Source organism: Aeromonas sp. 159, assembly GCF_963862045.1.
Taxonomy (GTDB): Bacteria; Pseudomonadota; Gammaproteobacteria; order Enterobacterales; family Aeromonadaceae; genus Aeromonas; species Aeromonas veronii.
On the sequence record NZ_CAWLMI010000072.1, the window covers coordinates 1 to 24,379 of the forward strand.

General features: G+C 59.2%; 21 protein-coding genes. All 21 read left to right on the plus strand.

Annotated elements, in window-relative coordinates; all coding sequences use genetic code 11:
- The coding region (locus AACR14_RS12980; protein ID WP_019446480.1) for a hypothetical protein at positions 1-537 on the plus strand (537 nt) is incomplete at its 5' end.
- Positions 530-859, plus strand: coding sequence for a SctD/MshK family protein (locus tag AACR14_RS12985; protein WP_019446481.1), 330 nt, complete (start codon positions 530-532; stop codon positions 857-859). The genes AACR14_RS12980 and AACR14_RS12985, both read left to right, overlap by 8 nt.
- A gap of 70 nt (positions 860-929) precedes the next feature.
- On the plus strand, positions 930-2,603 hold the full coding sequence (gene mshL, locus AACR14_RS12990) for a pilus (MSHA type) biogenesis protein MshL (protein ID WP_019446482.1): 1,674 nt from the start codon (positions 930-932) through the stop codon (positions 2,601-2,603).
- 92 nt (positions 2,604-2,695) lie between these two features.
- Positions 2,696-3,586: an MSHA fimbrial biogenesis protein MshM gene (gene mshM / locus AACR14_RS12995; protein ID WP_019446483.1), complete on the plus strand. Its 891-nt coding sequence runs from the start codon at positions 2,696-2,698 to the stop codon at positions 3,584-3,586.
- Positions 3,583-4,677: a tetratricopeptide repeat protein gene (locus tag AACR14_RS13000; RefSeq protein ID WP_019446484.1), complete on the plus strand. Its 1,095-nt coding sequence runs from the start codon at positions 3,583-3,585 to the stop codon at positions 4,675-4,677. Before mshM ends, AACR14_RS13000 begins: the two co-directional genes overlap by 4 nt.
- A 74-nt stretch (positions 4,678-4,751) precedes the next feature.
- Positions 4,752-6,461 carry an MSHA fimbrial ATPase MshE gene (gene mshE, locus AACR14_RS13005; RefSeq protein WP_005340025.1) on the plus strand — a complete coding sequence of 570 codons (1,710 nt, stop codon included), beginning with the start codon at positions 4,752-4,754 and terminating at the stop codon, positions 6,459-6,461.
- Positions 6,462-6,464: 3 nt separating this feature from the next.
- The gene (locus tag AACR14_RS13010) at positions 6,465-7,685 is read left to right on the plus strand and encodes a type II secretion system F family protein (protein WP_019446485.1); all 1,221 of its coding nucleotides are present in this window, start codon (positions 6,465-6,467) and stop codon (positions 7,683-7,685) included.
- Between the two features lie 88 nt (positions 7,686-7,773).
- A complete protein-coding gene (locus AACR14_RS13015) occupies positions 7,774-8,235 on the plus strand; it encodes a hypothetical protein (protein WP_026035079.1) in 462 nt (153 codons plus the stop codon).
- Positions 8,236-8,312: 77 nt separating this feature from the next.
- Positions 8,313-8,984 (plus strand): prepilin-type N-terminal cleavage/methylation domain-containing protein, encoded by a 672-nt coding sequence (locus tag AACR14_RS13020; protein ID WP_050547839.1) that lies wholly within the window; start codon positions 8,313-8,315, stop codon positions 8,982-8,984.
- Between the two features lie 14 nt (positions 8,985-8,998).
- Positions 8,999-9,433: a prepilin-type N-terminal cleavage/methylation domain-containing protein gene (locus AACR14_RS13025; protein ID WP_019446488.1), complete on the plus strand. Its 435-nt coding sequence runs from the start codon at positions 8,999-9,001 to the stop codon at positions 9,431-9,433.
- A gap of 46 nt (positions 9,434-9,479) precedes the next feature.
- Positions 9,480-9,965, plus strand: coding sequence for a pilus assembly FimT family protein (locus AACR14_RS13030; protein WP_019446489.1), 486 nt, complete (start codon positions 9,480-9,482; stop codon positions 9,963-9,965).
- Positions 9,952-10,512 (plus strand): prepilin-type N-terminal cleavage/methylation domain-containing protein, encoded by a 561-nt coding sequence (locus AACR14_RS13035; RefSeq protein ID WP_019446490.1) that lies wholly within the window; start codon positions 9,952-9,954, stop codon positions 10,510-10,512. The genes AACR14_RS13030 and AACR14_RS13035 overlap by 14 nt, the downstream gene beginning before the upstream one ends.
- Before the next feature lie 38 nt (positions 10,513-10,550).
- Positions 10,551-11,441, plus strand: coding sequence for a type II secretion system protein (locus tag AACR14_RS13040; RefSeq protein WP_019446491.1), 891 nt, complete (start codon positions 10,551-10,553; stop codon positions 11,439-11,441).
- A 37-nt stretch (positions 11,442-11,478) separates the two neighbouring features.
- The gene (locus tag AACR14_RS13045) at positions 11,479-11,904 is read left to right on the plus strand and encodes an MSHA biogenesis protein MshP (RefSeq protein WP_156808828.1); all 426 of its coding nucleotides are present in this window, start codon (positions 11,479-11,481) and stop codon (positions 11,902-11,904) included.
- Positions 11,904-15,647, plus strand: coding sequence for a DUF6701 domain-containing protein (locus AACR14_RS13050; protein WP_026035084.1), 3,744 nt, complete (start codon positions 11,904-11,906; stop codon positions 15,645-15,647). The genes AACR14_RS13045 and AACR14_RS13050 overlap by 1 nt, the downstream gene beginning before the upstream one ends.
- Before the next feature lie 204 nt (positions 15,648-15,851).
- Complete coding sequence (locus AACR14_RS13055) at positions 15,852-16,892, plus strand: rod shape-determining protein (protein ID WP_005340051.1); 1,041 nt, start codon at positions 15,852-15,854, stop codon at positions 16,890-16,892.
- Between the two features lie 42 nt (positions 16,893-16,934).
- On the plus strand, positions 16,935-17,825 hold the full coding sequence (gene mreC / locus AACR14_RS13060) for a rod shape-determining protein MreC (RefSeq protein WP_005340053.1): 891 nt from the start codon (positions 16,935-16,937) through the stop codon (positions 17,823-17,825).
- The gene (mreD, locus tag AACR14_RS13065; RefSeq protein ID WP_005340054.1) at positions 17,825-18,310 is read left to right on the plus strand and encodes a rod shape-determining protein MreD; all 486 of its coding nucleotides are present in this window, start codon (positions 17,825-17,827) and stop codon (positions 18,308-18,310) included. Before mreC ends, mreD begins: the two co-directional genes overlap by 1 nt.
- A 2-nt stretch (positions 18,311-18,312) precedes the next feature.
- Positions 18,313-18,900, plus strand: a complete 588-nt coding sequence (locus tag AACR14_RS13070) for a Maf family protein (RefSeq protein ID WP_019446495.1) — start codon at positions 18,313-18,315, stop codon at positions 18,898-18,900.
- Between the two features lie 95 nt (positions 18,901-18,995).
- A complete protein-coding gene (gene rng, locus AACR14_RS13075; RefSeq protein ID WP_005340056.1) occupies positions 18,996-20,465 on the plus strand; it encodes a ribonuclease G in 1,470 nt (489 codons plus the stop codon).
- Positions 20,466-24,359, plus strand: a complete 3,894-nt coding sequence (locus AACR14_RS13080) for a YhdP family protein (protein ID WP_019446496.1) — start codon at positions 20,466-20,468, stop codon at positions 24,357-24,359.
- The last annotated feature ends 20 nt before the right edge of the window (positions 24,360-24,379 follow it).

The following is a 24,379-nucleotide window of genomic DNA, read 5'->3' on the forward strand; positions in this document are numbered from 1 at the left end:
CTCTACGGCTGGCTCGATGGCGCCGATACCCGCCTGCAGCAGGATCGTATGGCCCTGAGCGCCGCCGAGCGCGACCTCGAGATCATGGAGCTGGAAAACCTCGGCAAACAGGCCCGGCTCAAGCGGGATCCCAATCAGGGAGTTCGCGACCAGCTGGCGCAGGTCGAAGCGGATCTGGTCCGGATCGACGATGAGCTGAAGGCACAGACCGTCGATCTGATCCCGGCGCACGAGATGCCGCTGGTGCTGGAGGCGCTGCTCTCCCGCTCCGCCAACCTTCACATGCTGGCCCTCAGTTCGCTGGAGCCGACCCCGCTGATGGCGGGAGAGCAGAAGGTCAATCTCTACAAGCATGGTATCCGGCTTCAGCTTGAAGGCGGCTATTTCGATGTGTATCAATATCTTAAAGCGCTGGAAGCCTTGCCGCGCCACTTTTACTGGAAGCAGTTCGACTATCAGGTCAAAGCCTATCCCGGCGCGGTGGTGGAGATGGAGATCTACACCCTGAGTACCAGCAAGGAGTTTATCCGTGGCTAGAGTGTTTGCGTTGTGCTGTTGCCTGTTCAGCTTGCTGGCACAGGCGGAGCAGGTCGAGGTATTGCAGGATCCCACTGCGCCGCTGGCGGATGTGGCGGTTGGCGCCCGTGCAACTGGCGAGAGCAGTGCCGGTTTGCCGAAGCTGCAGAGTGTGGTGCTGGGCAATGGCCCGGCACTGGCGGTACTCAATGGCAAGAGTTATCGGGTCGGGCAACAGGTGGACGGCTATACGCTGGTGGCCATCAATGCCGATGCCGTGGTGCTGGAAAAGGCGGGAAAACGCCATGCGGTAACACTGTTTGCCAGCAAGATCCGGGTTTGAGTCGTGCTTGCCTCTCGAGAGGTGAATCGGCTTTATCGAGTTTAATTGCAAGTCAGGGTGCCCTAATTACATGAAAAAACACCGTCTCTGTCTGATCACCGTGGCCATGATGGCTGCAGGCTGTACCACGTATCAGCACCCCGAGCCGACCCAGGCGAAGGATGCTCTCAAACAGGCCATGAACGAACAGCAGAAACAGGCTGCCCCTCTGACCGCTTTGCCCAAATCGGTGCAAAGTGAATTGCTGCAGCTGAACCGGCCCCAGATGCCGGTCGGCATGCCGGAGAAGCGGCTGCGTATCGCGGCTCACGACGTGGAGGCGGTGGAGTTTTTCGGTTCCCTGTTCAAGGGCTCCCGCTACAGCGTGGCGGTTCACCCCGGGGTGGCCGGGCTGGTCTCCGTCGAGCTCAAGGATGTGACTCTGCCGGAGGTGCTGGCGGTGGTGGGCGATATGTACGGCTTCGACGTGCAGCGCAAGGGCAATGTCTTCCATATCTATCCGGCGGGTCTGCGTACTGAAACCATCCCGGTCAACTATCTGATGATGTCCCGTCGTGGCCTCTCCCGCACCTCGGTCAGCACAGGCGGGGTGACGGCCAATGACAGCAATAACAGCAGCGACAGCAGTTTTGACAGTGCATCGAACAACAACAGCGGCAGCAACAGCTCAACCAGCAGCAACTCGAGCGGTGACAACAACAACGGCACCCGTATCGAAACCGACACCAACAGCGACTACTGGACCGATCTGCGCGACTCCCTGCAGACCCTGATTGGCACGGGTGACGGTCGCGCTGTGATCACCAGCCCGCAGGCGGGTCTGGTCACCATCCGCGCCTATCCGAAAGAGCTCAAGGCGGTGCGTGAATTCCTGACTCAGTCCGAGAGTCACCTCAAGCGGCAGGTGGTGCTGGAGGCGCGGATCATCGAAGTCGCCCTCAACGAAGGGTATGAGCAGGGGGTGGACTGGAGCGGTCTATCCGCCAGCTGGGATGGCAACAAGGGGATTACCGGTGGCAAGTCGTTGGCCAATACCCAGTTGCCTTCCACCCCCAACCAGATCTTTACTGCGCTCGGGGGGGGGGCTGGCTTTACCATCTCTGATGGCAACTTCAATGTAGCGGTTAACCTGCTCAAGACCCAGGGTGATGTGAATACCCTCTCCAGTCCCCGTGTCACCGCGACCAACAACCAGAAGGCGGTGATCAAAGTGGGGACGGACGAGTATTACGTCACCAATGCGTCCACCACCATTACCACTACCTCGACGGGCACAGACAAGACACCTAACGTGGAGCTGACCCCCTTCTTCTCCGGTATAGCGCTGGACGTAACGCCGCAGATCGATGAAGAGGGGAAGGTGCTGCTGCATATCCATCCCTCGGTTATCGATACCGAAGAGCAAAACAAGGTGATCGACATGGGTACCTCGGGTGGCAAGTTGCAACTGCCGCTCGCCAAGAGCTCGATCCGCGAATCCGATACCGTGGTGCAGGCCAATAACGGTGACATCATCGTTATCGGCGGCCTGATGAAGACCGACAAGCAGGAGATCGTCAGCAAGGTGCCGCTGCTGGGGGATATTCCCTGGGTGGGTGAAGCCTTTACCAACCGCCGCGAGAGCACCAAGAAGGTGGAGCTGGTGATCATGCTCAAACCGACCGTGGTGGAGAAAGATACCTGGCAAAACGAGCTGCAACGCTCCTCCGAGCTGCTCGACAAGTGGTATCCGGCCAAGGGCTGACCCATGACACCAGATGCGGTCACCCTTATCCCGAACGGCCTGTGCTGCCTTGCCAGCACAGGCTGCTTGCTTGTCGTGGCAGGTGAGGTCTCATGTACCTGACCCACTTCGGCCTGCAGGAGGCACCGTTCAGCCTCACTCCCAATACCGGCTTCTACTACGGCCTGCCGCCTCACGAAGAGGCGCTGCAGGTGCTTAACTGGGCGCTGGCGCAGGGGGAGGGCTTTATCAAGGTGACCGGCGAGGTGGGTACCGGCAAGACCCTGCTCTGCCGCAAGCTGCTCAGCGAGCTGGGCTCGGAAGCGCGTCCGGTGCGGCTTGCTTGGTTGCCCAATCCCCACCTCACTCCGGCCGAGCTGCGCATCGCGCTGGCGCTGGAGCTGGGGTTGGCGGTACGGGATCAGAGCGAGCTGGATCTGACCGATCGTATCCATCGTCACCTGATCAGCCTGCACCAGCAGGGCAGTCGGGTGGTTGTGCTGATCGACGAGGCGCAAGCGCTGCCGGACGAGACGCTGGAGGCGATCCGCCTGTTCGGCAACCTCGAGACCGAATCCAGCAAGCTACTGCAGATCGTGCTGTTCGGCCAGCCGGAGCTGGATGCCAGATTGGCCAAGCCGCATCTGCGCCAACTGCGCCAGCGGATTGGCTTCTCCTACTGCCTGCGGCCGCTGCGTTTTGACGAGACCCGCGCCTATCTGGAGCACAGATTGCAGGTCTCCGGTTACCGCGGGGCACCGCTGTTTGCAGGTCGAGCCATGCGCCTGTTGTGGCGCGCATCGCGAGGGATCCCGAGACTGATCAATATCCTGGCGCAGAAGTGCCTGATGCTGGCCTATGGTCAGGGTGTGCGTCAGGTCGACAGTCGTCTGGTCCGGCTTGCCATTCGCGATACCGACGATGCGAGCCGCTTTGCGCCACGGCGCTGGTGGCCCCTGTTACTGTTGCTGGGGTGCGCCTTGGCTTATGGAGTCTGGCCATGAGCGTTATCAACCAGATGCTGAAAGATCTGGATCGGCGCCAGCAAGGATCCGAAGGTGCTGCCGTCTATATTGCCCCTGCGCGCCAGCAGGGATGGTGGATGTTGCTGTTGACCCTGATCTGCGGTCTGGCACTGGGGATCCTCGGTTGGCGAACCTGGATCTATTGGCAGCAGACCCATACCGTGACGGCTGCCAGTGAAGTGATCGCCTCCGATGCGGTGATTCCCGATGTGGTGGCAAGGGCCGCCGCGCCCGTCAGCCCGCCCGAGCCGGTCGAGGTGGCGGCCGCGCTGCCGCTGCCAAGTCAGAATGAGGTGAATGATGAGGCAGGCGAGAGTGACTCGGATGGCATGGCCGACGGTGCGCCCTTTGATGCCTCCAGCGATGTTGACGAGACGGAGCCGACCGATGAAGAGCTGCAGCCCGAGCTTTACGCCGAACTGGCGGCAGAGCAGCAGGCAGTCGCCAGCGCGCCGCGCAAACCGAGCGTATTGAAGATCGAGACGGTGGAGCTGTCGGCCAAGGAGCTGGCGGCACTGGCGGAGCGCAAGGCGACTACCGCCATGGCCAAGGGAAGCCTGCGGGATGCGCAGGACAACTACTATCAGGTGCTGGCCCACGATCCCTACAATCAGGGGGCGCGCGAGCAGCTGGCGGGGCTGCTCTACGGCGAGGGCCGTCTGACCGAGGCGCGTCAGCTGCTGGAAGAGGGGATCCGGCTCGATCCACAGCAGGCCGATTTTCGTCTGCTGCTGGCCCGCCTTGCCATCAGCGAGGGGCAGCAGCAGCAGGCGCTTGGCTGGCTGTCCGGCTATCAGCCGGATCTCGCCAGTAACATGGACTACTACGCCACCTGGGCCGGGCTGACTCAGGAGCTGGGCCAGAATGCCGATGCGGCGGCGCTCTATGTGAAGCTGCTGCGTCAGCAGCCGGATCAGGGCCGCTGGTGGCTGGGCCTCGGCGTGGCCGAGGATGGTCAGGGCCACAGCCAGCGGGCGCTCGATGCCTATCGCAACGCCTTGCTGCACGGCAACCTCGGCGAGGCGTCGACCAACTGGCTGGAACAACGAATTGGTCAACTAACCCCTTGATAAACAGCAGGTTCGATTAGCTAAGCCTAATCGGATGCGGCAACGGGTGTGAAGTAACAGAGATCGGAGCAAACATGGCACAACCCAGACTGAAAATGCGCCTCGGCGACCTGCTGGTACAAGAGCAGATCATCTCTGATGATCAGCTGCAGCTTGCCCTGCAGCAGCAGCGTCAGACCGGCCGCAAGCTGGGCACCACTCTCATCGACCTCGGCTTTATCAGCGAGGTGCAGCTGTTGCAGTTCCTCGCCCGCCAGCTGGATGTGCCCTTCTTCGATCTCAACAACCTCACCATCGACGCCGCCGCGGTGCCGCTGCTGCCCGAAGTGCAGGCGCGCCGTTATCGGGCACTGGCGGTCAACCTCACCGACGACAAGGTGACGGTGGCCATGTCGGATCCGGCGGATCTGAGCGCGCTGGATGCCATCGCCGCCCTGCTCAGCCCGCGCATCATGGTGCTGGCAGTGGCGCGGGAAGGGCAGTTGCTGGAGTATTTCGACCGCCTCTATCGCCGTACCCGCGAGATTGAGAGTTTCGCCGAACAGCTGCAGGAGGAATATCAGGACTCCGGCTTCGAGCTGGGCTCCAGCAATCTGGGGGCCAACGACGAGGGAGAGGCGACGGTGGCCAAGCTGCTGCGCTCCCTGTTCGAGGATGCGGTGCAGGTAGGTGCGTCGGATATCCACATCGAACCGGACGAGAAGGTGCTGCGCATTCGCCAGCGGATCGACGGCATCCTCCACGAGAACATCCTCAACGAGGTGCGCATCGCCCAGGCGTTGGTGCTGCGTCTCAAGCTGGTGGCGGGGCTCGATATTTCCGAGAAGCGCTTGCCGCAGGATGGTCGCTTCAACATGAAGGTGCGCGGCCGCGATGTGGATGTGCGGATGTCCACCATGCCGGTGCAATATGGCGAGTCGGTGGTGATGCGTCTGCTGGATCAATCCTCTGGCATCTTGTCGCTGACCGAGACCGGCATGCCGCCTGAGATCCTGACCCGTTTCCGTCGCCAGCTCAAACGCCCGCACGGGATGATTCTGGTGACCGGCCCGACCGGTAGCGGCAAGACCACCACCCTCTATGGCGCTCTCTCCGAGCTCAACCAGTCCAGCAACAAGATCATCACGGTAGAAGACCCGGTGGAGTATCGTCTCTCCCGCGTCAATCAGGTGCAGGTCAACCCCAAGATCGGCCTCACCTTCTCCAATGTGCTGCGCTCCACCTTGCGTCAGGATCCGGACATCCTGCTGGTGGGCGAGATGCGGGACAACGAGACGGTAGAGATCGGTCTGCGTGGCGCCATCACAGGTCACCTGGTGCTGACCACACTGCACACCAACGATGCGGTGACCAGTGCTTTGCGCCTTATCGACATGGGGGCGCCCGGCTATCTGGTGGCGAGTGCCCTGCGGGCGGTGGTCGCCCAGCGGCTGGTGCGGCGGGTATGTGAGCACTGCGTCGAGGAGAAGGCGCCCGACGAAGGGCAGGCCACCTGGCTCACCGTGCTCTCCGGCGAGGCGCCTGGCCAGCATACCTATCACAAGGGCCGGGGTTGCCAGAGCTGCAACTTTACCGGTTATTCCGGCCGGATCGGGGTCTACGAGCTACTGGAGCTGGATCAGCCGATGATGGATGCCCTGCGCCGCAATGATGCGGAAGGGTTCGCCAAGGCGGCCCGTCAACATGAACACTATCGGCCGCTGGCCCTGACGGCCCTCGATTATGCCCGTCAGGGGATCACCTCGGTGGATGAGGTGCTGCGACTGGCCGAGGATTTGGGGTAAGCGATGGCTAACTTTGCCTACAAGGGGCGTGACAGCCAGGGCAACGCCACCAGTGGCGTGGTCGAAGCGGCCAACGAGATGGCGGCCGCCGAACAGCTGATGCGCCGTGGCGTGATGCCCACCGAGCTCAAACCGGGCAAGGCCAAATCCGCTGCCATCGACTGGTCACTGTTGCTGGAAGGGGGCGTCAAGCTGGATGAGCTGGTGATCTTCAGCCGCCAGATGTATGCCCTGACCCGGGCCGGGATCCCGATCCTGCGCGCCATCGCCGGGCTGGAGGAGAGCACTCACAGCAAGCCGCTCAAGCGGGCGCTTCATTCGCTTGGGGAAGATCTCGGCAACGGTCGCCCGCTTTCGAGCTCGATGCAGGCGCACCCCAAGGTATTCAGCAGCCTGTTTGTTGCCATCATCCATGTGGGTGAGAACACTGGTCAGCTGGAAGAGGCCTTTTTGCAGCTCGCCAACTATTTCGAGCTGGAGCTGGAGACTCGCAAGCGGATCAAGACCGCCATGCGCTACCCCAGCTTCGTGATGATCGCCATCGGTATCGCCATGGTGATCCTCAATATCATGGTGATCCCGGTGTTTGCCGGCATGTTCGCCAAATTCGGGGTGGAGTTGCCGCTGGCGACCCGCATTCTGCTCGCGACTTCCCACTTTTTCGTCCACTACTGGTGGCTGCTGCTCGCCATTCTGGCGGGGATGGTGTTCGGCTGGCGCCGCTGGGTCGCCACCACCAAGGGCAAGCTGACCTGGCACCGCTGGCAGCTCAAGTTGCCGATCGTCGGCACCATCATAGAGCGCTCCCTGCTGGCCCGTTTTGCCCGCAGTTTTTCCATGATGCTCAAGGCAGGGGTGCCGCTAAACACGGCGCTGACCCTGGTGGCCGATGCGGTGGATAACGCCTATATGGCGGGGCGGGTGCGGGATATGCGCGCCGGTATCGAGCGGGGCGAGAGCCTGCTGCGCACCGCCAGCAGCAGCGGCCTGTTCACCCCGCTGGTGATGCAGATGATCGCCGTGGGGGAGGAGACCGGTCAGGTCGATGACCTGCTACACGAAGCGGCCGAGTATTACGAGCGGGAGGTGGATTATGACCTCAAGAGTCTCACCGCTCGGATCGAGCCGATCCTGATCGGGATCGTGGCGGTGATGGTACTGATCCTGGCTCTGGGTATCTTCACCCCCATGTGGGACATGATGCGCGCAGTTCGCGGCAAGTAATCTTGCTGGAACTGGATATCTTCACACCTGAGTGGTGGGACATGATGCGAGCCGTATGAGGCAAGTGATCGGTGGAGTCGAGGGCTGGATGAGCAGACAGACGCAGCAGGATGATCGCTGGCTGACCGGATATCGGCGGATCGCCGTGATCATCCTGCTGATGGTGATCGTGGCGACCCTGGTGCGGAGCTATCAGGGCCACCGGGAAGAGGCGCAGCAGCTCACTCTCACCTTGCTGGGGGAGCAATTTGCCGAGCGGGCACAGCGTTTGCACGGCATTTGGCTCGATGAGCGGCGCCCGCAGACACTGCATGTCGCTGGCAAGGGGTGGCAGTTTGATGCCCGAGGGTGGCCCCTGGGGCTGGTGCCGCTGCAATCACCTTCGGAAAATTGCCGCCAGTTGTGGTTGGCACTGATGGGTGAGACGAAGGGGGGCATGCCTCCCCTGCAGGTTCTGGCCCGCCCCGATGGCAGTGGTTGCGAGATGGGGTGGGATCGTTATTGGCTGGTTTATCAGTTTTCTGACGGGCGGGTGATGAAAAAGCCTTGAATGAAACTAATCATATGACCCAACTACATGATTTTTTTGGGTCTGCATGAAATAATGTAGGGCATTACGGAGGGAGCATGACAATGAAACCAATGGCACCAACAATGCCGGAAAACGGGATGAGGAGACGGTCTGCCGGCTTCTCCCTCATTGAGCTGGTGATCGTTATCGTGATCCTGGGGATCCTGGCGGTGACTGCACTGCCGCGCTTTCTCGATGTGACAGATGAAGCGAAAAAGGCCAGCGTCGAGGGAGTCTCCGGCGGTTTTGCTACCGGCGTTTCGCTGGTGCGTGCTCAATGGGAGGCGGAAGGTCGCGCCAAACAGGACAGCCTCAATACCGTGCTCTATGACGGCAGCCGCTTCTATCTGACCACTCCGACCGATACCCAGATCAGCAACGGCGAGCTGTCGCCCGGCTATCCCATGGATACCGTTGCAAGCAGTAATCCCGATGTGGATCCCGCTAATCTGACCGCCGAACGTTGTCTCAATATTTGGGAAGGGTTACTGCAAAACCCGCCCAAGGCTACGGCCAGCTTCAATGAAGTGCGCGGTAGCGGCAATGACCTGAAATACTATGCCACAGTGAGCAGTAATGGACTGGATTCGGTCTGCCGTTACTATTTGGTCAATAGTTTGAGTAAGGGCAGTGATGGCAAGCATCAGGATCCGCAAGGCAAGACTGATGCATTTATGAGTTTCAGTTACCGTCCGGCGTCCGGTCAGGTGACCACAAATATTAATTAACAGAGGAAAGTGAAATGAAAAAACAGTCGGGTTTTACCCTGATCGAACTGGTTATCGTGATCATCATTCTGGGTATTCTGGCGGTCACCGCTGCACCCAAGTTCCTGAATCTGCAGGATGATGCTCGTAAAGCAGCTGCTGATGGAGTTAAAGCATCGCTGCAGAGTGCTTCACAAATGGTTTATAGCAAAGCCGCTATTCAAGGAATTGAGTCAACTTCAGGGGCTGTCTCAATTGCAGGTACCACTGTTAACACTATTTATGGTTATCCAACCACTACTGATGTTGACAAGACTGTTACTCTGGACGGTTGGGCTGTTGTGTCAGGTACTCCTGGTACTTTCAAGCCTAATGATCAAGCCAATGGCAAGTGCTCGGTCACTTACACTCAACCTGGTGCTGCTGGAAGTGCACCAAGCATTGCTGTAGCCACTGATTGCGGTAAATAAAACATTTTGGGGAGGGGAAACCCTCCCATTTTTAGTCGGAGTATCAGTGTCCAAAATACGAGGCTTTACCCTTATCGAGCTCGTAATGGTGATCCTGTTACTCGGGATTCTAGCCGCCTTTGCCGTGCCCAAATGGCTGGGCAAAGGCGGCTTTGAAACTCAAACCGTACGTGACGAACTGCTGACCCGGCTGCGGCTGGTACAGACCGTCAATATGCACGAACCGGCCAATCGTTGTACCTCACTACTTGTTGAATCTGGCCAATTTGGCCACAGCACAGAATCCCCATGTGATAATCCTGCGGCCATATCGAGCTGGAATGCTAATCAGCACACCCGTGGTCGGTTGGTGACCGCCTCTGACGGAATCACTCTTTCCCTGAACAGCAACAAAAGTTTCGTACTCCGCTTCGATCAGATGGGCCGCCCGCTTGGTAGCTGCGCCGGTGGCTGCGAGCTGCAAGTCACCGATGGTCGTGAAACCAGCCGTATCAAGATTGAATCCGAGGGGTTTATTCATGAGATCCCTTAAGCGTGGTTTCACCCTGATTGAGCTGATCGTCGGCATAGTGCTGCTGGCGGTGGCCTTGACCGGCATATTGGGGTTACTCATCAATCAGGCGCCGCAGGCGGTGGATCCGGTGCAGCAGGTGCGTGCCGCCCAGTTGGCCCAGCGCCTCTCCGGCGAGATCCTGCAAAAGTCGTTTGATGAACATTCGGATCATAACGGTGGTCGTTATCGTTGTGGCGAGCAGGTGGCAGGGGTGGCCATCTCTTCCTGCTCCACCAGTTATGGCCCGGATGGCGAGCCCGCATCCTATGCCTATAACGATGTGGATGATTTCGATACCGCAGGTAATTGGGTGGATGCCAACACGCTGACCCAACCTGAGGTGGGAGTCAGCAGCGAGGAGTATCGCAACTATCAGGTGAAAATTGCGGTGAGTGGAGCCGATTTCAGCGACGGCACCTTCAAGAGTTGTGCCGCGCCCTGCTCGGTGGGCAAGCGCATTGATCTGCAGATCAAGCTACCGGATCAGAGCGTGCTCGACTTCTCTTTTTATCGGGGTAATTACTGATGGATCGCTCCGCTGTCGGGTGTTGCTTGCCTGTCCGAATGTCCGCGCCTGTAACCACTTCCGGCGTTCGATTACGCCTGGCGGCCAATCGAACCGACCGTAAACCTCAGGGTAATCGTGGCTTTACCCTGGTCGAGCTGGTGATGGTTATCCTGCTGCTCGGGATAATGGCGACGTTTACCAGCCAGTTTATCGGTATCGGTACCCAGATTTATGGCGATGCCAGCAGCCGCGAGCAGCTGATGAGCGATGCCCGCTTCGCCATGGAGCGGCTTAACCGCGAACTGCGCGATGCGGTGCCGGGATCGGAGCGGATCGAGACGACTGGCGGGACATGGGTCGACACCGGCGCCTGTTTGCGGTTCTGGCCCATCAGCACCTCGAGCCGCTATCTGGCACTTAACCGCGCCATGTCGGGGAGCACGGCCACCCTTGAGCTGGTGATGGCGACCCCGGCTTCTGCTGCCAATCCGCTGGATGTGGATGCCACTGCCGTCAAAAAAGATGATCAGCTGATCGTCTTCCCCGTGCCGGACAAAAAAGTCGGTTCGCTCACGGCAGGCTGCGATTATGGCCGCTGCGTAGCCAGGGTTACCGATGTGCTGACGCCCGTATCCGGAGCGCAAACCATCCGCTATACCAGCACCGAGAGTCTGACTGGCCTCTCTCCAGGCAGCCGGGTCTACTTTGCCAACCAGCAGGTTCGCTACTGTGTGGAAGGAAACACGCTGACCCGTGCCACTGCCTCCATTGGAGCATCCTTACCTGCACAGGGCGTGTTGATGGCGGATTCCCTTCGTATTGGCACCTTCTATCGGGAAACCTCGGCGTTTAACGCCGAAGGGGAGTTTGGTATGCGCTTTGTGTTCGAACGCAAGGGGGAGTCGGTCACCTTCAACCACAAGATAGAGGTGTTCAATGTGCCCTGATCCACAGGCTTTCGGACGGATGCGAGGCAGTGCCTTGATGATCGCCCTGTTTGTGATTGTGGTGATGGCGCTGCTGGCGGCTGCAATGGGCCGTTTTCTGGTCGATAGCGGCGAGAAAAATACCGTGGAGGTGCGCAGCGTGCGGGCTCTGCTGGTCGCCCAGAGCGGGTTGGAAGTGGCGCTCTATCGGTTGTTCCCCAAGCGCACGCTTGCCCAACCGAACCCACCTGCAGTCTGCCTGGCAAGCAGCCCATTCAGCTTTGCCAGCAATCCAGGGCTGACCAACTGTCAGGCTGTGGTTCGTTGCGCCACGGTGCCGGTGACCTACAACGGATCTGTGACCAATGGCTATCGTCTCGAGAGTGTCGGAACCTGTGGCAGTTCCGACCTTAACAGTGCCAACCCTGATTTTGCCGTGAGCCGAACCCTGATGGTCGAAGCTTATGATGGAGGAACTCCCTGATGCGCAATTTATGGATCGTCGCAGCCGTGTGGCTATTTAGTGGCGCAGCAGGGGCGTTTCAGCAGATTGATAGTGAAACCTTTTTTCCCGCGGTGGCGCAAGGGCATCGAGGTGATGGTGGAGGTACCTGCTCAACCGGTAGTGGGGGGCGTCTGGAACAATATGGCACTGCTCGTATCAATGGTACACAAGGGGCTGATTTAAATTTTTGTTCTTCAAACTCCCCATTACCAGAAAGAGGTTGCGATACAGTTGATAGTGGAGATCGGCGTTGTACCATCGCGGGCTCCCGGGAGCTTGCATTACCCATCACCGGTGAAAACGTATTTTTAACCAGTTCTAACGCAGGCGGTAACGTAACCTGTAACTCTTCACTGCTCATTGGTTCAAATGTGCAAAGTCAGTTTCGAGACCTCACACTTAATAATGGCTGCAGGCTCACTTTTTCAGATAGCCAGAGTGAATACCGACTACGGACATTAACAATCAATAATGGTGGCAAGGCCATTCTTCCGGCTGGTGATTATTATATAAATTCGTTGAATCTATTTAGTGGTAGCCTCATTGAGGCTCTTGGACAGGTAAGAATATTTGTCAATAACTCTACATCACTAGAAAATGCCAGCTTGTTACGTGCAAACGGTGGTTCTATTCTATTATTTGGCTATAACAGTATAACTATGAATAGCAGCAGTCGTGTTGATGGCTATGTTTACAGCAATCAAACGCTAACAATGGAAGGTAGTTCTGTTATCAATGGTCGAGTCAGTGCTCGCAATTTATTGATGTATAACAATGCAGTGATAAATATAAGTGCTGATACCCCATTGTCACAATGTTTCAGTGACGATTTTTCGAGACCAAGTCTGGGCGATAACTGGGTTGTATCTCAGAGAAATAATAGTGAGTTGCCATCTATTCAGAGCGGTCGCTTGCGGATGACCCGAAATATTGGCAATCAGGCCACCTCTGCTACCTATCAGCGTTTATTCCCGGCTGCAAACAACTTGGTTGAAGTAACCTTTCGTTATTATGCATGGTCACCCACTTGGTTTAATACCGGGGGGGATGGATTAGCGGTGATTCTTTCTGATGCGACAGTAACCCCGCAGCCTGGTAGTTTTGGTGGCGCGCTCGGTTATGCTCAACGTGATAATGGAACGCCCGGTTTTGCCGGTGGTTGGCTTGGCGTCGGTCTTGACGAATATGGAAACTTTTCCAACGGTAATGAAGGAAAAGTTGGTGGCCCGGGATTCCGTGCTCAAGCAATTGCGATTCGGGGGGGCGTCGGTTCAAGTTATCGCTATTTGGCAGGCACGGCGGCCAATCTTAATCCCAAGATTGATGTGAGTGGCACCAGTTCCGCCCAGCCCGGCCATCTCTATCGGTTAAGGATTGATTCACGTGTGGCTGGCCGCTCCATGGTCTCGCTGGATAGAAACACTGGCTCCGGATTTAGTACCCTGGTTGCGCCATTCGATGCGATGGCGACCGCTGGGCAGGAGCAGGTTCCTGCAGATTTTTTGCTGTCGCTTACAGGGTCAACTGGAGGCGCCAACAATAACCATGAGCTGGATGATATCCAGATCTGCGCCCTGCGCTCCAACCCGATCGGGGTGCAGATTGATCATTTCCAACTTGATCACTCCGGTCAGCCACTGACCTGCAATCCCGAGACGGTGACGGTCAAGGCGTGCGCCGATGCAGCATGTTCCACGCTTATCACAGACCCGGTTACTGCAACCCTGAGTCTTACCCCAACTTCTGCCAGCAATGGTTGGATTGGCGGCAATACGGTGACCTTTAGCAGCGGTTCGACCACGGTGCAGTTGCGCAACAATACGCCGACCGCGGTGACCATAGGCGTTTCCGGCTCGACTCCGACGACCAAGCCATTCAGTACCACCTTGTGCAAGGCCGGGGCCGGTACGCCCAGTGCGGCAGCCTGTACCCTGAACTTTGCCGATAGCGGTTTCTTCTTTGATGTGCCTGATACTTATTCCAACCAGCCTCAGGATGTGACTATCAGTGCGGTCAAAAAAGACGACATTACCAAGCAATGTGTGCCCGGATTTACCGGCGTGAGGTCTGTCGGCTTTTGGGGAACGTACAACAATCCAAATACCAATAACTTTGGTAGCAAGATCTCGATAGATGGCAATGCCATCGCTACCTATGCCGCCAGTGTTCCTTCACCAACGCCAACCACCCTTAACCTGGCTTTTGATAATCAGGGTAAAGCGACCTTGAAAAAAGTGACCTACCCGGATGCGGGTCAGATGCAGCTTTCAGCCAGTCATAATGGCAGTGGTGAGACGGCGGGTCTGGTGATGAAGGGGGCCGACACGTTTGTGGCACGTCCGGTCGGCCTGTGCATTACGCCCCCGCAAGGGGGCTGCGCGGCTGGTGACAGCAGTTGTCCGGTCTTCAAAAAAGCGGGGGAGGCGTTCCAGGTAGATATCAAGGCGATGGCCTGGGAATCCGCCAATGATGGGGATATCTGCGTCGGGAATCAGACTACGCCCAACTTTTCCCTGCCCAATATTGCTCTGGGCAGTACGCTGGTGGCACCCAATCCGGGCACCAATGCAACGCTGGGTACTACCGCCTATAGCCATGTGGCTGCGGCCAACAGTGCCAATAACGTTAGCCAGACCGTGAGCGAGGTGGGAGTGTTCCGGATGACGGCGACGCCACCGGCGGCAAAGTCGCCAGAAGGAAGCACTATATCTACGGGCTATTTCGGCTATACCATCCCTCCCGCCAGCAGCATGCCGGTGGGCCGCTTCGTACCCTGGGATTACAGTTTGAGTAATGGTTTTATCACGCCTGCCTGCAATGCCTTTACATATATGAGCCAGCCCTTTGCCAGCGGTTTTGTCCTCACTGCACGCAATCTGCAGAAAGGGACGACAGAGAACTATCAGGGGGCGTTCGCTAAAGGGGTTGCTGAGATGGTGGCTGCCAATGCTCTGGATGGGGTTGCGCGAGACAAGCGTATTACACTATCTCCCTCGCTCAGCTGGGCAAGTGGTATTGCGAGCGTTAATCAGCAGTCACCTTTGGGGCTGAATACCCGCTTTGATCGTGCAGCGAGTCCAGAAGCACCTTTCGCCACGTTGAGCTTTGGTCTCAAAGTCGATGATCAGGATGGCGGCAATACACTGTTGGCTAATCCAAATATGAATACTGCTGTCGCTGGGACATGTTCCGGATCGGGGTGTAATGCGGTGCTGCTGGGTACTCAAAAGCTGTTGTACGGCCGCCTGCAGGTTGGTACGGCGGCGGGCCTGGCCTCGGCGCCGCTGGCCATTCCACTGCAGATGCAATATTACGAAGCGGGCAACTGGCTGCAAAACAAGGAAGATAACAAGGAAGATAAATGTACCCAGCTCTCTTTGGCCAATCAGGGGTTCATTTTCCTCAATCCGAGTCACACCTTTGATGCGGCGACTCGCGAGCTGAATCTGGGGGCGGGTCGCAAGATAAAGTTGGGGTTGGGTAGTTCTGCACCGGGTGGGGATGCTGCACTGGCGAAAGACGGGGAGATCTTGTTCCACTTTGCCAAGCCGGACATCTCGGTGCGCATTCCCTACAAGGTCGATTTGGCAAAACAGCCATCATCGCCACTCTGGTTGTCTGACCCAACGAGTGCCAATGACGGCAACCTGCAAGGTGAGGCCATTTTCGGCTCCAGCCGGGGTAATGACAGAATTATTTATCGGCGCGAAGTATTGCAGTAATTGATGTGTAAGGGGGGTTGGCTCAACAGCATCCCCCTAAATCCTTGTTTATTAGTGTTTGCAAGCGTGTGCGAGTGAGTGATGACTCGCATTTTTGTCGCGCCTGATTGATTGGCGACAGTTTGAGCGCTTGCCCATTGGGGTGGGCATTGGTAAAGTTAGCCGGTTTTCTGCACCTCCAAATTCTTAGGATTTCCCGTAGCCATGTTCAAAAAGCTCAGAGGCGTCTTTTCCAACGATCTGTCGATCGATTTGGGAACTGCCAACACCCTGATCTATGTAAAAGATCAAGGGATCGTCCTTAACGAACCCTCAGTTGTCGCCATTCGCCAAGAGCGCGGGAACGCCAAATCGGTCGCTGCTGTCGGTCATGCCGCCAAGCAGATGCTGGGCCGTACCCCGGGCAACATCTCCGCAATCCGCCCGATGAAAGACGGCGTGATCGCCGATTTCTACGTGACCGAGAAGATGCTGCAGCACTTCATCAAACAGGTTCACGACAACAACTATTTCCGCCCCAGCCCGCGTGTGCTGGTGTGTGTACCGTGCGGTTCAACTCAGGTTGAGCGTCGCGCCATCAAGGAGTCCGCACTGGGCGCCGGTGCCCGCGAGGTCTACCTGATCGACGAGCCTATGGCTGCTGCCATCGGTGCCGGCCTGCCGGTGTCCGAAGCGACCGGTTCCATGGTGGTCGATATCGGTGGTGGTACCACTGAAGTGGCCATCATCTCTCTAAACGGTGTGGTCTACTCCCAGTCCGTCCGTATCGGTGGCGACAAGTTTGACGAGGCGATCATCAGCTACGTCCGTCGCAACTACGGCAGCCTGATCGGTGAAGCGACTGCCGAGCGCATCAAGCACGAGATCGGTTCCGCCTATCCGGGCGAAGAGGTGCGCGAGATTGAAGTCCGTGGTCGCAACCTGGCTGAAGGTGTACCGCGCAGCTTCACTCTCAACTCCAACGAAATCCTGGAAGCGCTGCAAGAGCCGCTGTCCGGTATCGTGGCTGCCGTCATGGTGGCGCTGGAGCAGTCTCCGCCGGAACTGGCTTCCGACATCTCCGAGCGCGGCATGGTGCTGACCGGTGGTGGCGCACTGCTGAAAGATATCGACCGTCTGCTGATGGAAGAGACTGGCATTCCTGTCGTCGTGGCTGAAGATCCCCTCACCTGTGTGGCCCGTGGCGGCGGCAAGGCGCTGGAGTTGATCGATATGCACGGTGGCGATCTGTTCCACTACGAATAAGACCCAAAGCCGGCCAGCGTGCCGGCTCTTTTTTGACGACCCATGAAACCCATTTTTGGTAGAGGCCCTTCGCTTCAGTTACGGTTGTTTCTCGCCGTCATCATCTCCATCGCTGCCATCGTCGCGGATTCCCGCTTCGGTGTGTTTACCCATGTCCGCGTCTACCTCAGTTCGTTAGTCAGTCCCCTGCAATACATGGCCAATGCGCCGGGTACCCTGCTCGACACCATGTCGACCCAGGTGCAGACTCGCGCCGATCTCATCGAGCAGACCAAACAGCAGGAGCAACAGCTGTTTACCCTGCGTGCCCGTCTGCTCAAAATGGATCAGCTGGAGCACGAGAACCAGCGGCTGCGTGAGCTGCTGGGTTCACCGGTGCACAAGGAGTCCCGCAAGATGGTGGCCGAGCTGCTGTCGGTGGATTCCGACCCCTTCAGCCATCAGGTGCTGATCAACAAGGGGGCGCTGGATGGCGTCTACAACGGTCAGGCGGTGATCAACGATCAGGGTGTGATTGGTCAGGTGCTCCACGTGGGCTCCACCACCAGTCGCGTGCTGCTGATCACCGACTCCAGCCACGGCATTCCGGTGCGGGTACTGCGCAACGACTTGCGTGCTATTGCTTCCGGCAGTGGCGAGCTCGACAAGCTTGAGCTGCGCAACCTGCCGCGCAATACCGATATTCAGGTGGGTGATCTGCTGGTCACCTCAGGTCTGGGTGGCCGTTTCCCGGAAGGCTATCCGGTGGCGACTGTGACCCGTTCCGAGTATGTGGAGGGCAAGCCCTTCGCTCAGGTCGAGGCCAAGCCGCTGGTGGAGCTGGACAGACTGCGCTATCTGCTGCTGCTGTGGACCGACAAGAAGCCTGAAGTACATGATGAGGATGGCGAACGGGCGGCTCCCGCTGCGTCCGCCGCAGGAGCCACCCGCTGATGCTAGAACCCGCCAGCGGCAGGATCTGGATCTGGATCTCGATCCTGCTGGCCTTAAGCCTGTCGATCCTGCCGCTTCCTTTCGAATTTGACCCCTTCCGTCCAGACTGGCTGGCCATGGTGCTCATCTACTGGGCACTGGCCTTGCCGCACCGGACCAACGTCGGTACCGCCTGGGTTGCCGGTCTGCTGCTGGATGTGCTGCTTGGCAGCACCCTCGGCGTGCGGGCGATGGCGATGGCCATCACCACCTATCTGGCGGCCTTCCAGTTCCAGAAGATCCGCAACTTCTCCCTCTGGCAGCAGGCACTGATCATCGGTGGCCTCTCGCTGGTGGGTAAAATGACGGTATTCTGGGCCGAGCATCTGTTCAGCCAGGCCAGTCTCAACTTCTCCTACTTTTGGTCGACGTTGACGACGATGCTAATATGGCCCTGGGTGTTTCTGGTGCTGCGCAAGGTGCGGCGCCGCTTCAATATCAGGTAAATATGAACAAAAACAACGAACCACAACTCTATCTCGCCTCGGCTTCTCCCCGTCGCCGTGAACTGCTGACCCAGATTGGCTACCGCTTCGAGGTTCTGAAACTGGATGTGCCCGAGCAGCGGGAAGAGGGTGAAAAGGCGCAGGATTACGTCTGCCGCCTCGCCCGTGACAAGGCGATGGCGGGCGTGGCGTGTGCGCCGACGGCGTTGCCGGTGCTGGGTGCCGACACCATAGTGGTGCTGGGCGAGCGGGTACTGGAGAAACCGTCCGATCTGCTGGATGCCAAAGATATGCTGGAGTCCCTCTCCGGCAAGGTGCATCAAGTAATGACGGCGGTAGCGCTGGCCAGCAAGGATCGTTGTGACGTGCGTCTGGTCACCACCAACGTGGCGTTTCGCAAGCTGGACGAGGCCGAGATCGAGGCCTACTGGCAGACCGGTGAGCCCTGTGACAAGGCCGGGGCTTATGGCATTCAGGGGATTGCCGGCAAGTTTGTCAGCCGCATCGAGGGGAGCTATAGCGCCGTGGTCGGCCTGCCCCTGCTGGAGACAGACTTGCTGATCAAGCATCATCTGGAACAGCTCAAATAATTTCCCGTCAGCTGTGCTCTGCTGCGTTTCTCCCTTGCGCGCGTTGTACCGGATTGGCTCTATAGAATTCAAAACTGGAACAGGCAAGGTTACTTATGTCGGTAGAACTGCTGGTTAACGTTACCCCCTCCGAAACCCGGGTCGCTCTGGTCGAAAACGGTCTGCTGCAGGAAGTGCATGTAGAGCGTCAGGCCAAACGCGGCATTGTCGGCAACATCTACAAAGGCAAGATCAGCCGGGTGCTCCCTGGCATGCAGGCAGCCTTCGTCGATATCGGTATGGACAAGGCGGCATTTTTGCACGCCTCCGATATTGTGCCCCATACCGAGTGTGTGGCGGTGAAGGAGAAGGAGCAGTTCCAGGTCGGCAACATCGCCGAGCTGGTGCGCCAGGGGCAGGACATCATGGTGCAGGTGGTGAAAGATCCGCTGGGTACCAAGGGGGCCCGTCTCACCACCGATATCACCTTGCCATCCCGCTATCTGGTCTTTATGCCGGGCAGCGCCCATGTCGGCGTCTCCCAGCGTATCGAGTCCGAAGCAGAGCGTGAGCGCCTCAAGCGCACCGTAGCTGGCTATGTGGACGAGCTGGGTGGCTACATCATCCGCACCGCCGCCGAAGGGGTGGGGGAGCAGGAGCTGGAGCAGGATGCAGCATTCCTGAAACGGCTGTGGCGCAAGATCCTCGAGCGCAAGCAGAAGTATCCTCCCTGCAAGATCCTCTACGAGGATCCCAGTCTGGCGTTCCGGGTAGTGCGCGACTTCGTCGGTGCCGAGCTCGACAAGATCCGCGTTGACTCCCGCCAGAGCTTCGATCAGCTCAAGCGCTTCACCGAGGAGTACGTGCCTGAGCTGGCCAGCAAGCTGGAGTACTATCCTGGCGAGTCGCCGATCTTCGATCTCTACGACGTGGAGAACGAGATCCAGCGGGCGCTGGAGCGCAAGGTAGAGCTGAAATCCGGCGGCTACCTCATCATCGACCAGACTGAAGCCATGACCACGGTGGATATCAACACCGGCGCCTTTGTCGGCCATCGCAATCTGGAAGAGACCATCTTCAACACCAACGTCGAGGCAACGGCGGCCATCGCCCGTCATCTGCGCCTGCGCAACCTCGGCGGCATCATCATCATCGACTTCATCGACATGCAGTCGGAAGATCACCGCCGTCGGGTGCTGCACAGTCTGGAGCAGGCGCTGTCAAAGGATCGCGCCAAGACCAACGTCAATGGCTTCTCCCAGCTCGGTCTGGTGGAGATGACCCGCAAGCGCACCCGCGAGAGTCTGGAGCATGTGCTCTGCTCCGAGTGCCCCGAGTGCAAAGGGCGCGGCCGGGTCAAGACGGTGGAGTCGGTCTGCTTCGAGATCCTGCGGGAGATCATCCGGGTCAATCGTGCCTATGATGCGGATCAGTTCACCGTCTACGCGGCCCCTGCCGTGGCCGACTACCTCCATGGCGAGGAGTCCCACAGTCTGGCGGAGCTGGAAGTGTTCATCGGCAAGCAGGTGCGGGTAGTGAGCGAACCCCTCTGTGGTCAGGAGCAGTTCGACGTGGTGATGATGTAATTGGTCTATCGCTGGCTGAGTCGGGGCTGGTTGGCCCTGGGGGTCCTGTTCGTACTGATGGCCATGCTGGTCACCTTGGTACGGGTCGGGGGCCCTTTGCTGAATCAATACCGGGAGAGTCTGATCCACACTCTGCTGGGCGATTCACAACTCAAGGTCAGCGTGGAGCAAGTGGGGCTGGACTGGACACAGTCCGGGCCCGCTCTCGAACTGCAGCAACTCGCCATCGCCCCGGATTCGGGGCGTTTTACCGTACAGCTCGGCAAAGCCTGGGTGCACCTCGACTTCTGGCGCACCATTAACGAGCTCAAGCCGGTGTTTGGCGAGCTAATCCTGAGCGATGGCGATATCACCATCGACTTGCGCCAACCGGCTGACGACAGCCCCTCCGGCGATCCCCAGCAGGGCGCCCTGCTGCGCTTTCTGCTGACCCAGCTCTCCACCTTCGATGTGCACAACACCCGCCTCAGCGTCACCACCTCCCTCGGTGATCTGCGTGCCCTCGACATCGCCCAACTGCGCTGGCAGAACCGTGGCAAGCGCCATCAGGGGGTCGGCAAGGCTTATCTCATCAACGGGGTGGGCGAGAGCACCCTCGACCTGATTCTGGATGTGGACGCCCCGACCGCCCGGCTCGATCGCCTCAAGGGTCAGCTCTATCTGGGGGCCCGCCAGCTCGATATCACCCCGACCCTGGCCAAGATCCATGCGGGCGAACCCAAGGTTGCCGGTCAGCTCGACTTCCAGCTCTGGAGCGAGTTTGACAGTGGCAAGCTGGGCAATACCCTGCTGGCGTTTGGCAACAACTACCTGATCTGGAAGGATCCCAAGAAAGGGGAGATGCACCGTTTCGGCCTCGATGGTGGCAAGATCCAGCTGCGCCGTGAGGGCACCGACTGGCAACTGGCGAGCCACAACGTCAACTTCAAGCTGGACGGCAAGCCTTGGTTGCAGAGCCGCTTGCAGCTGGAGCGGATCGGGGATCGGGTGCAGGGCTATCTGCCCAGCATAGAGTTCGACAAGATCACCCAGATCAGTCAGCTGGTCTCGGCGCTCTACCCCACACTCTGCGAGACCCTGCGCCAGACCAATCCGCAGGGTTCGGTGCAGGAGCTGACGCTGCTGGCCAATGCCGACTGGCAGGATCTCTCCCTCAGTGGCCGCTTCAGCAAGGTGCGCCTCAAGGCGTGGCAGGATATACCCGGGATGCAGGATCTCAACGGCGAGTTCTGGCTTACCCCGACCGGCGGTAGCGCCAGATTGGCGCTGGCGAACGACAAGGTGGATCCCGCCCGTCACTTCAAGATGCCGATCCCGGTCGACAACTTCTCGGCCCGCCTCGACTGGTGGCGCGAGGAACAGGGCTGGGTGCTCTACGGGCAGGATATCGCGCTGGATAACCCGGATCTGACCCTGGCCAGCCGTTTCCGCCTCGATCTGTTCGAGCACCCTTTCCTGGCCCTGACCGGCCGCATCGATGTGAAGAATGCGGGCCATGCGGATCGCTACTTCCCGCTGCAGGCGATGGATAAGGGGCTGGTGGATTACCTGAGCGGCGCCATCAAGGGGGGCAAGGCCAAGGGGGCCGACCTGCTCTGGTATGGCGAGTTCAGGGACTTTCCCTACGACAACGGCAAGGGCATCTTCCAGGTGGCGGTGCCGCTGGAGCAGGCCACCTACGAGTTCTTCCCCGGTTGGCAACCGCTCACCGACCTGCAGATCGACCTGTTGTTCCAGAATGCCGGTCTCGATATGCGCAGCCACTCCACCAAACTCGGCAAGGCGAGCTCCGACTCGGTGCATGCCTGGATCCCGGATCTCTCCCCCGGCGCCCACCTCTATGTGGATGCCAAGGTGCAGGGGGAGGGCAAGGCCATCAGCGACTACCTGCAGGACTCCCCGCTGGGCAGTTCGGTAGGTCAGGCGCTGCGAGAGATCGAGATCCGCGGCCCGATGGCCGGTTCGGTCAAGCTCGATATTCCTCTCGATGGCGAGAGCGAGGTCAAGGCGAGCGGCGATGCCACCTTCAGCAACAACAAGGTGCGGGTCGCCAGTCTGGATCTGCCGCTGGAGAAGGTGCAGGGGCGGCTCGAATATGACAACGAACAGACCCGTTTCAGCAACCTCAAGGCGAGCCTGTGGAACCAGCCGCTGACCCTCGATTATCAGGGGCGCCAGCATCCGGATCACTATCAGGTCGACCTCGATTTCAAGGGGCAGTGGGATAGCCGCCGCCAGCCCACCGCCATCTCCTCATACGGTATCCTCAACGGCCGCAGCAACTGGGGCGGCAAGCTTGGGTTGATCCTGCCCGACAGCAAGCCGTTCAGCTTCCAGCTGGCGCTTGACTCCAACCTGCAGGGGATGGCGCTGGATCTGCCGCTGCCGCTGGCCAAGAGCAGCGCCAGCCGGCTGCCGCTCAAGGTGATCGCCCGTGGCCGGGATGGCAGCGCCGACATTCGTGCCGTACTGGGGGCTGATGTGGATATGCAGACCCGACTGGTCTACGGCGAAGGGGTACCTTATCTCAGCCGGGTGCGGGTCGATGTGGGTCAGCCGGGCGCCCGGGTAATGCGCGATGCCCCCATGCTGCTCGCCATCAACCAGCAGGAGGCCGATGTGGGCGGCTGGCTGGCCAGACTCAAGCAGTGGCTGCCAGCGCAGAACCAGACCGGCAATGCGGTGGTCGGCCCGGCCTTCCTGCCGCAGGAGTGGTGGGTGGATGGACAGCTGGCTCGCGCCTATATCGGCAGTGCCACCCTCAAGGCGGCGCGTTTCACCGTGGGGCCGACCAATCAGGCTACCGAAGTGATGATCGACAGCCCCGATGTGATGGGGGTGATCCGCCTGCCTGCAGTAGCCAATCGTCCGGTGGATGCCAAGTTTGCCCGCATCTACTGGTCCGGCAAGAGTTCGGATCTCAGCCCGGATCCCGATACGAAGCAGGATAATGCCATCATGGCCTCCATCCCCTGGCTGACATTCAGCTGTGTCGATTGCCGCTTTGGCGCATTGCCGCTCGGCGAAGTGAAAGGGGAGCTGGTGCCCGGTGCCAACAAGGTGACCCTCAAGGGGCTGGATGTGCGGCTGGCGGGGAGTCAGCTCACCGGCAGCGTCGACTGGCTGGCCGATGGCAACCGGATGGAGACCCGCGCTCGTGGCAAGCTGACCAGCAACAACAGCGAACTGCTGCTCAAGCGGCTCGGCTACACCTCGCCCATCGGCGATGCCCCCGGCTCCCTCGCTTTTGATCTGAACTGGCAGGATGTGCCCTATCGCCCGAGCCTGCCGACTCTTGGGGGAAGTGCCAACTATCAGCTGGAGGGCGGCACCCTGCGAGAGGTCAACGACAAGGGGGCACGGCTGCTCTCCCTGCTCAGTCTCGACTCCCTGCTGCGCAAACTGCGACTCGATTTTCGCGATGTGTTCGACAAGGGCTTCTACTTCGAATCCATGTCTGCCTCTGCCACCATCAAGCAGGGGCAGGTCAGCAACGATGATTTCTATATGAAGGGGGCGGCAGGCAACCTTCGCGGCGAGGGGATCGCCGATCTGGTGCGCTGGCGGCTCGACTACGAGCTGAGCTTCTCTCCCAATCTGGGGGGCACCCTGCCGGTGGTGGCGGCCTTCTCCATCACGCCGGTCACGGGTCTCTATGTGCTGGCCCTCTCCAAACTGCTGGAGCCGGTGGTGGATGTGGTGACCCGCATCGATTTTCGCATCTCGGGCCCGCTCGACGCACCCAAGCTGATCGAGGCGGGGCGAGATCGCGCGCGCATCAAGCTCAACCAGCAGCAGAAAGAGGCGGTTGACGCCGTTGCCCCCGGCCTGCCGACCCAAGAAGTGACCCCTTTCCTGCTGAGCCCCAAACACGCAGGGCCCGCTCAGCGCTGAACGAGCGGCCCGGCACCATC

Coding starts and splice junctions, on each gene's coding strand:
- rng (WP_005340056.1), top strand. CDS start 18,996: ATGTCGGTAGAACTGCTGGTTAACGTTACCCCCTCCGAAACCCGGGTC.
- AACR14_RS13035 (WP_019446490.1), top strand. CDS start 9,952: ATGAGATCCCTTAAGCGTGGTTTCACCCTGATTGAGCTGATCGTCGGC.
- AACR14_RS13050 (WP_026035084.1), top strand. CDS start 11,904: ATGCGCAATTTATGGATCGTCGCAGCCGTGTGGCTATTTAGTGGCGCA.
- mshM (WP_019446483.1), top strand. CDS start 2,696: ATGTACCTGACCCACTTCGGCCTGCAGGAGGCACCGTTCAGCCTCACT.
- mreC (WP_005340053.1), top strand. CDS start 16,935: ATGAAACCCATTTTTGGTAGAGGCCCTTCGCTTCAGTTACGGTTGTTT.
- AACR14_RS13025 (WP_019446488.1), top strand. CDS start 8,999: ATGAAAAAACAGTCGGGTTTTACCCTGATCGAACTGGTTATCGTGATC.
- AACR14_RS13040 (WP_019446491.1), top strand. CDS start 10,551: ATGTCCGCGCCTGTAACCACTTCCGGCGTTCGATTACGCCTGGCGGCC.
- mshL (WP_019446482.1), top strand. CDS start 930: ATGAAAAAACACCGTCTCTGTCTGATCACCGTGGCCATGATGGCTGCA.
- mreD (WP_005340054.1), top strand. CDS start 17,825: ATGCTAGAACCCGCCAGCGGCAGGATCTGGATCTGGATCTCGATCCTG.
- AACR14_RS13045 (WP_156808828.1), top strand. CDS start 11,479: ATGATCGCCCTGTTTGTGATTGTGGTGATGGCGCTGCTGGCGGCTGCA.
- AACR14_RS13055 (WP_005340051.1), top strand. CDS start 15,852: ATGTTCAAAAAGCTCAGAGGCGTCTTTTCCAACGATCTGTCGATCGAT.
- AACR14_RS13020 (WP_050547839.1), top strand. CDS start 8,313: ATGACAATGAAACCAATGGCACCAACAATGCCGGAAAACGGGATGAGG.
- AACR14_RS13070 (WP_019446495.1), top strand. CDS start 18,313: ATGAACAAAAACAACGAACCACAACTCTATCTCGCCTCGGCTTCTCCC.
- AACR14_RS13000 (WP_019446484.1), top strand. CDS start 3,583: ATGAGCGTTATCAACCAGATGCTGAAAGATCTGGATCGGCGCCAGCAA.
- AACR14_RS13015 (WP_026035079.1), top strand. CDS start 7,774: ATGAGCAGACAGACGCAGCAGGATGATCGCTGGCTGACCGGATATCGG.
- mshE (WP_005340025.1), top strand. CDS start 4,752: ATGGCACAACCCAGACTGAAAATGCGCCTCGGCGACCTGCTGGTACAA.
- AACR14_RS13010 (WP_019446485.1), top strand. CDS start 6,465: ATGGCTAACTTTGCCTACAAGGGGCGTGACAGCCAGGGCAACGCCACC.